This window comes from Stenotrophomonas sp. STEN035 (assembly GCF_056759935.1).
In genome coordinates, this window is sequence record NZ_JBRRDY010000045.1 from 25,867 (window position 1) to 32,962 (window position 7,096).

Genomic DNA, 7,096 nt, shown 5'->3' on the forward strand with positions numbered 1-7,096 from the left:
GATGGAAGGACACATGAAAATCAGTCGAACGCTGTTGTTATTCTCTGGCGTGCTGCTCGGGCCCGCCGCCTGCGACGCATCAACGCCGCCATCGGTGCCGCACTCCGGGTCCGTGGTCGAGGAGCGGCTGCAGACACATCTGCCGCGCCTGCAGACAACGCGTGACTTCAGGCCGAGCTGGACGCCTGGCTCAACCCGCGAGTGTCTTGGACGGCTGGTATTCGAGGTGGCCGGCCCGATCGAGTGGGCATTGGATCCTCTGGAAAAAGTGGAAGACAACGAGCCGCCCCTGTTTCCCGACGGCGTATCGGGTGACCGTCGCGAGCGCATGGGCTATGGAGAAATGCGGGTGATGGTGTCGCAGCCTGCGACGGAGGCGGTGATGGAGATGCATCGTGACCGCTACCAGGTTGCAGATCGCGGTGCCAGCGTTGCTGCGTGGACAAGAGGAGTGCAGAGGCGTGAGGCCGCGGTTGAGGAAGCGAGGGCAAGGGGAGCGGATGAGGCAATAGTCAGGGGGCGAGAAGAAACAGTTGAGGAGGCCAAGGAAGAGCTAAAAATCGCCCGCAACCGACGCATCCACAGCTTTGGTTTTCCCGGCGAACTTGCAACGGAAAGCGGCACTGGCCGACTGGCGGTGCGTGCCTTATTGGGCGGCAACGTCATTTCACTGGTCTCCTATGTGAACTCGGAAGAGGGTAATCCGCGCCGGGAGGCATCCATGGCCAACATCCGCCGCGACATCAAGCGCATGCGTTTGCGCGCGCCCGGTGAAGTGCCGAACGAACCCGGTGTTTGTTTCCCGGGGCTGTTCTTCCCTGACGATGGCAGCACTGATTATCACGCCCATGCATCGTTCCGTTATGTGGACCGCCCCAATATCGCTTACAGCATCGACACCGGCTACCTGACGGCACCCGAGCTGCAAGAAGGCATCGCAAAAACGCCTATTTCCAACTGGCGGCGCGTGCTGGCCTACCCGGGCGTGTTACTGACGATGCCGGAAGACAATGTGCAGCGCCGGGATGTGATCAAGCCGACAGGCATTCTTGCTGGTGGTCTGAGCTTCGATAAGACCGGTATTGCCATTACCCGTGAAGGCCAGAAAAGTGGTGATCCCAGCATCCGCACCTATCAGCTCTATGCAGGTATGCCGGGCATTGAAGGTGTTCAGGCAATGCCTTTCGTGGCAATGACGATGCAGAGCTGGCCACAGCAGGCCTATCCGCAGCTCAAGCAGCAACCGCCGCCGCTTGAGGAGAGCGAGAAGCGTTTTGACGCCATCCTGCACAACCTGCACCTGCGGCACACCAACCCGGAGATGCCGGACTACGAACGCCTGCTGGGCAAGCCGACTGCGCCGCCGAAGTAGGCGCCAGCTCTACTCCCTCCCTTTCGCGTAGCGAAGGGGAGGGCTGGGGAGGGGGTGCTTTTGAGGCTGTGCACGCGTGCAGGAACCCCCCTCCCAACCTCCCCTGCTTCGCAAGGGGAAGAGCTGAAGCGCAGCATTGCCAGGCGGCAACAAGGAAGTAGTTGGAACACCGTTCCGACAAAGAGAAATCATGAAGAACGCTAGACCATTGTTGGCCATTTGCGTGTTGCTGCTCGGGCCCGCCGCCTGCGACGCATCAACGCCGCCACCAGCGCCGCATTCCGGGCCCGTGGTCGAGGAGCGGTTGCAGGCACATCTGCCGCGCCTGCAGACAACGCGCGACTTCAGGCCAAGCTGGACGCCGGGTTCTACCCGCGAGTGTCTGGGCCGATTGGTATTTGAGGTGGATGGGCCGATCGAGTGGGCGCTGGATCCGCTGCGGAAGGTGGAAGACAACGAGCCGCCCTTGTTTCCCGACGGGGTACCTGGTGATCGGCGCGAGCGCATGGACTACGGAGAAATGCGGGTGATGGTGTCGCAGCCTGCGACGGAAGAAGTGATGGAGATGCATCGGGACCGTTACCAGTTTGCAGATCGCGGTGCCAGCGTTGCTGCGTGGATGAGAGCAGTGGCAGAGGATGAGGCTGAGGTTGAGGAGGCTCGGGCAGCGGGCGAGGATGAGGCAATCGTCAGAGGCTATGAGCGGGAGGTTCGGGAGGCCAAGGAAGAACTGAGGATAGCCCGCAACCGGCGCATCCACAGTTTCGGTTTGCCTGGCGAACTAGCAACGGAAAACGGCACCGGCCGATTGGCGGTACGTGCCCTGTTGGGTGGCAACGTTATTTCGCTGGTGTCCGACGTGAACTCGGAAGAGGGTAATCCGCGCCGGGAAGCGGCCATGGCCAACATCCGCCGCGACATCAAGCGCATGCGTTTGCGCGCGCCAGGCGAAGTGCCGGACGAACCCGGTGTTTGCTTCCCGGGGCTGTTCTTCCCTGACGATGGCAGCACTGACTACCACGCGCATGCATCGTTCCGTTATGTGGACCGCCCAAATGTCGCTTACAGCATCGACACCGGCTACCTGACGGCACCCGAGCTGCAAGAAGGCATCGCCAAAACGCCCATCTCCAATTGGCGGCGGGTCTTGGCCTATCCGGGCGTGCTGCTGACGATGCCGGAAGACAATGTGCAGCGTCGGGATGTGATCAAGCCGACAGGCATTCTTGCTGGTGGTCTGAGCTTCGATAAAACCGGTATCGCCATTACCCGTGAAGGCCAGAAAAGTGGTGATCCCAGCATCCGTACCTATCAGCTCTATGCAGGTATGCCAGGGATTGAAGGTGTTCAGGCAATGCCCTTCGTGGCAATGACGATGCAGAGCTGGCCACAACAGGCCTATCCGCAGCTCAAGCAGCAACCACCGCCGCTCGAGGAAAGCGAAAAGCGTTTCGACGCCATCCTGCACAACCTGCACCTGCGGCATACCACCCCGGAGATGCCGGACTACGAACGCCTGCTGGGCAAGCCAACCGCACCGCCGAAGTAGGAATCAGCTCTGCTCCCTCCCTTTCGCGCAGCGAAGGGGAGGGCTGGGGAGGGGTGCTTTTGAGGCTGTGCACGCGTGCAGCATCCCCCTCCCAACCTCCCCCTGCTTCGCAAGGGGAGGGGCTGAAGCGCAGCATTGCGCGGGCGGCAGACGTAGCCGGAACACCGTGATAGGGCTGGGAAGGGGCTTTGAGCGTTGCGCTGTAGGCACGTCGGCGGCAACCCCTTGCCGGGCTTTCCAGCGTCGCGGGGGGGGGGCTGAGGCGCTGGATGGGACGCCCTTCATCTCGCTGCTGGCCGTCGTGGCAGGTTCCGGGCGAAAATGGCGTTCCTTCGATTTCGCGTCAAAGCGCTTTGTCATGACCGCCGACCGTTTCGTTTCGCCCGATCACATCCGCAGCCTGTTCTCGCAGGCGATGTCGCATATGTACCGCACCGAAGTGCCGTTGTACGGCACCTTGGTGGAGCTGGTTGGCGCGATCAACGCCGACGTCCTTGCAGCGCAGCCGGAATTGGCCGCGCAGATGCAGCGAAGCGGCGAACGCGAGCGCCTGGACGTCGAGCGCCATGGCGCAATCCGCGTCGGCACCGCGCAGGAACTGGCCACGCTTGGCCGCCTGTTCGCGGTGATGGGCATGCAGCCGGTGGGCTATTACGATCTGTCGGTGGCCGGCGTACCGGTGCATTCCACCGCGTTCCGGCCGGTGGATGGCGAGTCCTTGAACCGCAACCCGTTCCGCGTGTTCACCTCGCTGCTGCGGCTTGAGTTGATCGAAGATGCCGCACTGCGCGAGCAGGCCGCCGAGATCCTGGCCCGCCGCAACATCTTCACCGCCGGTGCGCTGCAGCTGATTGAGCAGTGCGAGCGCGATGGTGGCTTGAGCGAGGACGACGCCTGGCGCTTCGTCGTTGAATCGCTGGAGACCTTCCGCTGGCACAACGAAGCCACCGTCTCGCTGGAGACCTATCACGCTCTGCACGGCGCGCATCGTCTGGTCGCCGACGTGGTCAGCTTCCGTGGCCCGCATATCAACCACCTCACCCCGCGCACGCTGGACATCGATGCCGCGCAGGCGGCGATGCAGGCGCGTGGTCTTGCGGCCAAGGCGGTTATTGAAGGTCCGCCGCGCCGCGACTGCGCCATCCTGCTGCGCCAGACCAGCTTCAAGGCGCTGGAGGAACTGGTGCATTTCCCCTCCGGCGCGGACAACGACGCCGGTACGCATACCGCGCGTTTCGGTGAGATCGAACAGCGCGGCCTAGCGCTGACGCCGAAGGGTCGTGACCTGTACGACGCCCTGCTTGCGCAGGCACGTGGCGGCGAAGGCAGTGCCGGTGGTGACTACATGCAGCGCCTGCAGAGAGCGTTCGCTGCGTTCCCGGATGACCATGCAACGCTGCGCGGCGAAGGCCTGGGCTATTACCGTTACAGCCTGACCGATGCCGGTTTTGCCGCGGATGCCGATACGCGCGCCTTGCCGGCGGAAGTGTTGATCGAGCGCGGCCTGGCGAGCGCTGATCCGATCATCTATGAGGATTTCTTGCCGGTGAGTGCGGCGGGTATTTTCCAGTCCAATCTTGGTGGCGGTGAACAGCGTGCCTATGCCGCGCGTGCCAATCGCGATGCTTTCGAGCAGGCATTGGGTGCAACGGTCAGCGATGAGTTCGCGATCTACGAGCGTCTGCAGGCTGAGTCGCTGGCAGCGCTGAAGGGTTGATGCATTGCTCCCTCCCTTTGCCGTAGGCAAGGGGAGGGTTGGGGAGGGGTGCTTCTGCCGTTGCTTCAAGGCAATAGCATCAATCCACGCACGCCAAGCTCCAAATGCAGATCAGGCGCAAAAGCTCACCCCTCCCCAGCCCTCCCCTGCGCTACGCGCAAGGGAGGGGGCACAAGCGCTTGGCTCAATTGCCGTAACGGATCTTCAACATCGCCCACGCCGAGCGCAGCGCCAGCGCTTCACCACCAGCCGGGCGGCCCGGGCGTTCGCCGTCGTTCCAGGCGTAGACGTCCAGATGTGCCCACACCTGGCCTTCGTTGATGAAACGCTCCAGATACAGCGCTGCGGTTACCGAACCAGCCATACGCGAACCGGCGTTGGCCAGGTCGGCGATGCCGCTGTTGAGGTAGCGCAGGTAGGGACGCCACAACGGCATGCGCCAGACCGGGTCGCGGGTGCTGTCGCCCGCTTGCAGCCACTGGTTGGCCAGGGTGTCGTCATTGGCGAACAAGGCCGGCAGATCCGGGCCCAGCGCGATGCGTGCAGCACCGGTGAGGGTGGCGAAATCGAGGATGGTGTCCGGGTTCTGCTCGCTGACGTAGGTCAGCGCGTCGCACAGCACCAGCCGGCCTTCGGCGTCGGTGTTGTCGATCTCCACGGTGATGCCCTTGCGGGTGGTGATCACTTCACCGGGACGGAAGGCATCCGGGCCAACGGCATTTTCCACCGCAGCCACCACCAGGGTCAGTTGCACCGGCAGCTGCTGCGCCATCACCAGACCTGCCAGGGCGATGGCGTGGGCGGCGCCGCCCATGTCCTTCTTCATGTTGCGCATGCCGTCGGCCGGCTTCAGGTCCAGGCCGCCGGTGTCGAAGCACACGCCCTTGCCGACCAGCGCCAGATGCGGCGCACCAGCATTACCCCAACGCAGCACGATCAAGCGCGGCGCGCGATGCGAGGCGCGGCCAACGGCGTGGATGGTGGGGAAATTCATTTCCAGCAGTTCGTCGCCGGCAATCACTTCCAGTTCGCCGCCATGGGCTTCGACCAGATCGCGCGCGGCGTCTTCCAGCTGCTGCGGGCCCATGTCTTCGGTCGGTGTGTTGACCCAGTCACGCACGCGCAGGCAGGCGGTCACCACGTCGAGAATTTCAGCGGCCGGCGTTGCCAGCAGCTGCGCGGCCGGGCGGGCCAGCTTGCGGTAGCGGTCGAAGCGGTAGCTGCCCAGGCCCCAGCCGATCTGCAGGTTGGCGCTGCTGCTGGCGTCCAGCTCGTTGGCGAGCTGCCAGCTGGTGCCGGCCGGCAGCGCAAACGGGGCATGCGCATAGGCGTAGGCATCGGCATGGTCGCCAACGCCGAGCACCGCGCCGGCAATGCCGTTATCGCCGGGGATCAGCAGCACGCTGTTCGGTGCGGCGTTGAACTGTTGCGCTGCCGCCCAGGCCTGCACGGCGGCAGGCTGCTGTGCCTTCCACGCGGCAAAGCCGTCGCGGTCCAGTACATACAGCGGCAGGGCATTGGTGGAATCGGTGGTGTAAGCGGTAATCGGGGTCATGGTGTTCTCTAAAGCGTCTGATGGCGGCCGTGGGCTTAGCGCTGCGGGTTGGAGGCGTTGCCATCCAACCAGTCGGCCAGTCCGGTCAGGGTGTCGAACTGCAGGTCAGGCTGCAGCTCGGTGTGGGTCCATGAGTGTTCTTCGCGGTTGATCCAGCAACCACGCAGGCCGGCGCGCATCGCGCCGGCTACGTCCATTTCGGCATGATCGCCGACGTGCAGTACATGCGCGTGCTCAACGCCAAGGCGCTCGCAAGCCGCATGGAAGATGCCCGGGTCCGGCTTGGCCGCGCCGAATTCGCGCGAGCCCAGCTGGAAGGCGAACAATTCGCCGATGCCAATCCGCTGCAGGTCGGCATTGCCGTTGCTCACTGCTGCCACCGGCACTCGTGCGGCGATACGGCGCAATGCGGCCAACGCATCGGGATAGAACTCGACCTGGTTGCGTGCGGCGTAGAACGCTTCGTAGGCCGGGTCGAGCAGGTCCATGCTTGCACCGCTCTTTTCCAGCGCTTCGGCCAAGGTCAGCCGGCGTAATGCGCTCAGGTCGTGGTGCAGCTGCGGGTTGTCGCGGAACGAGCGTTCGCGCAGTTCACGCATGGCGGCGACCGGGTACATGCTGGCGGTGGCCGGGCTGTGCTGCAGCATCCAGTCGTGCAGCACCTGGTCGATGCGGGCCCCGATGGGAGCGAACGGCCACAGGGTGTCGTCCAGATCGAGGGTGATGGCGAGTACGGGGAAATTCATCCGGCCATTTTACGCCAAGCCCATGAGCCGGGCCTGTAGGGGGCCTCAGGTTGCTCGCTTTTGTAGGAGCGGCGTGAGCCGGGGTGCCGGCCCGCGAGAATTTTGGAGAGAGTCGGGGAGCGTAAGCAATGTGAGCGTAGCGGCTGAAGCCGCACCC

5 protein-coding genes are annotated in these 7,096 nt (G+C 63.8%); 3 read left to right on the top strand and 2 right to left on the bottom strand.

Going from position 1 to position 7,096, the window contains the following annotated elements; genetic code table 11:
* The first annotated feature begins 13 nt into the window (after positions 1-13).
* The 3 genes from ACVOLL_RS18630 (at position 14) to hglS (ending at position 4,638) form a co-directional block, all read left to right on the top strand.
* A complete protein-coding gene (locus ACVOLL_RS18630; protein ID WP_481514243.1) occupies positions 14-1,372 on the top strand; it encodes a hypothetical protein in 1,359 nt (452 codons plus the stop codon).
* A gap of 190 nt (positions 1,373-1,562) precedes the next feature.
* The gene (locus ACVOLL_RS18635) at positions 1,563-2,921 is read left to right on the top strand and encodes a hypothetical protein (protein WP_481514244.1); all 1,359 of its coding nucleotides are present in this window, start codon (positions 1,563-1,565) and stop codon (positions 2,919-2,921) included.
* 358 nt (positions 2,922-3,279) lie between these two features.
* Entirely contained in the window at positions 3,280-4,638 is a 1,359-nt protein-coding gene (gene hglS / locus ACVOLL_RS18640) for a 2-oxoadipate dioxygenase/decarboxylase HglS (protein ID WP_481514245.1), read from the top strand.
* A gap of 184 nt (positions 4,639-4,822) precedes the next feature.
* Here the strand turns inward: hglS and ACVOLL_RS18645 are convergent, their stop codons facing one another.
* Positions 4,823-6,193, bottom strand: coding sequence for a leucyl aminopeptidase family protein (locus ACVOLL_RS18645; protein ID WP_481514246.1), 1,371 nt, complete (start codon positions 6,191-6,193; stop codon positions 4,823-4,825).
* Between the two features lie 35 nt (positions 6,194-6,228).
* Positions 6,229-6,939 (bottom strand): HAD family hydrolase, encoded by a 711-nt coding sequence (locus ACVOLL_RS18650; RefSeq protein WP_481514247.1) that lies wholly within the window; start codon positions 6,937-6,939, stop codon positions 6,229-6,231.
* Positions 6,940-7,096: the final 157 nt, after the last annotated feature.